The sequence below is a fragment of the Sphingomonas flavida genome (assembly GCF_036663655.1).
In the GTDB taxonomy this organism is placed as follows: domain Bacteria; phylum Pseudomonadota; class Alphaproteobacteria; order Sphingomonadales; family Sphingomonadaceae; genus Sphingomonas.
Map to the genome: position 1 here is coordinate 1 of NZ_JAXOJH010000061.1, position 1049 is coordinate 1049.

Genomic DNA, 1049 nt, shown 5'->3' on the forward strand with positions numbered 1-1049 from the left:
TGCGCGACAAGCAGGCCACGCGACAGCGGCTCGAGGCCGACCTGAAGGGCGTGGCCGCCCGCATGCAGGAGGTCTCGGGCGCCGGCAAGTCGCGCGCCCTCTCCGACTCCCGGGTCGCCGACCTCGAGGACGCCTTCGCCGAGGCCGCCGGCGTACCCACGGTCGTCGCCGCCGTGGAGCGCTCGACCCGGCTCCGCGCGGGACGGGCGACCGGTTGGCCGGTCGTGGCGTGGTTCTCGCGCCTCAAGCCCGACCCCCTGAAGCGCCTCCACCTCGACCTCGGCGACGCCGCCGAGCAGCTGTCCGGGCGGTCGCGCACCTCGTTGCCCGAGACCACGCCGATCCAGCGGGCCCGGGTCGACACCGAGGTCCGCGCGCTGGCCGACGACGCCTCGGCCGGCCTCGGCCGGCCCTGGGTGGAGGCCGTACGTCGCGCGTCGACCTCGCGGATCGCCGACCTCAACGACCGCCTCGACCGCGCCGTCGGCGACACCGACCTCGGGGTGGCCCGGATCCCCGCCTGGGCGGGCGCTGTCCGGTTCGTCCAGTGGCTGCTGATCGCGGCCGCGCTCGTCGGCGGCCTGTGGCTGGCGGCCCTGGCGGTCATGGGCTACCTCAAGCTCTCGGAGCCGAGCACGCCCGACGTCGGTCCGCTGGCGCTGCCGACGCTGCTGCTGCTCGGGGGTGTCGCGCTGGGGGTGCTGCTGGCCCTGGTGTGCCGCTGGCTGGTGGCGGCCACCGCACGCCGGCGGGCGGCCTCCGCCGACCGGCGCCTGCGCGCCGCCGTCCACGAGGTGGCCGACGAGCTGGTCGTGCAGCCGGTGGCGGCCGAGCTCGCCGCCTACACCGCGGTGCGCACGCACCTCGCCACCGCGCTCAAGTAGCCACGAGCCGTCCACAGGACGGCTCCGGGCACGGCGGTCCACAGCCCGCGCTCCCGACGTTCCGGGTCGTCGGTGGGCGCGCGTTGCCTGTGGTCTCGACATCACGAGACCGAAGGAGACGACATGCTCAACGACACCATGGTGACCCTGCAGGGGTGGCTGGGG

1 protein-coding gene is annotated in these 1049 nt (G+C 75.8%); it reads left to right on the forward strand.

Going from position 1 to position 1049, the window contains the following annotated elements:
• On the forward strand, positions 1–884 hold an 884-nt coding region (locus U1703_RS19110; RefSeq protein ID WP_332786982.1), incomplete at its 5' end, for a hypothetical protein.
• Positions 885–1049: the final 165 nt, after the last annotated feature.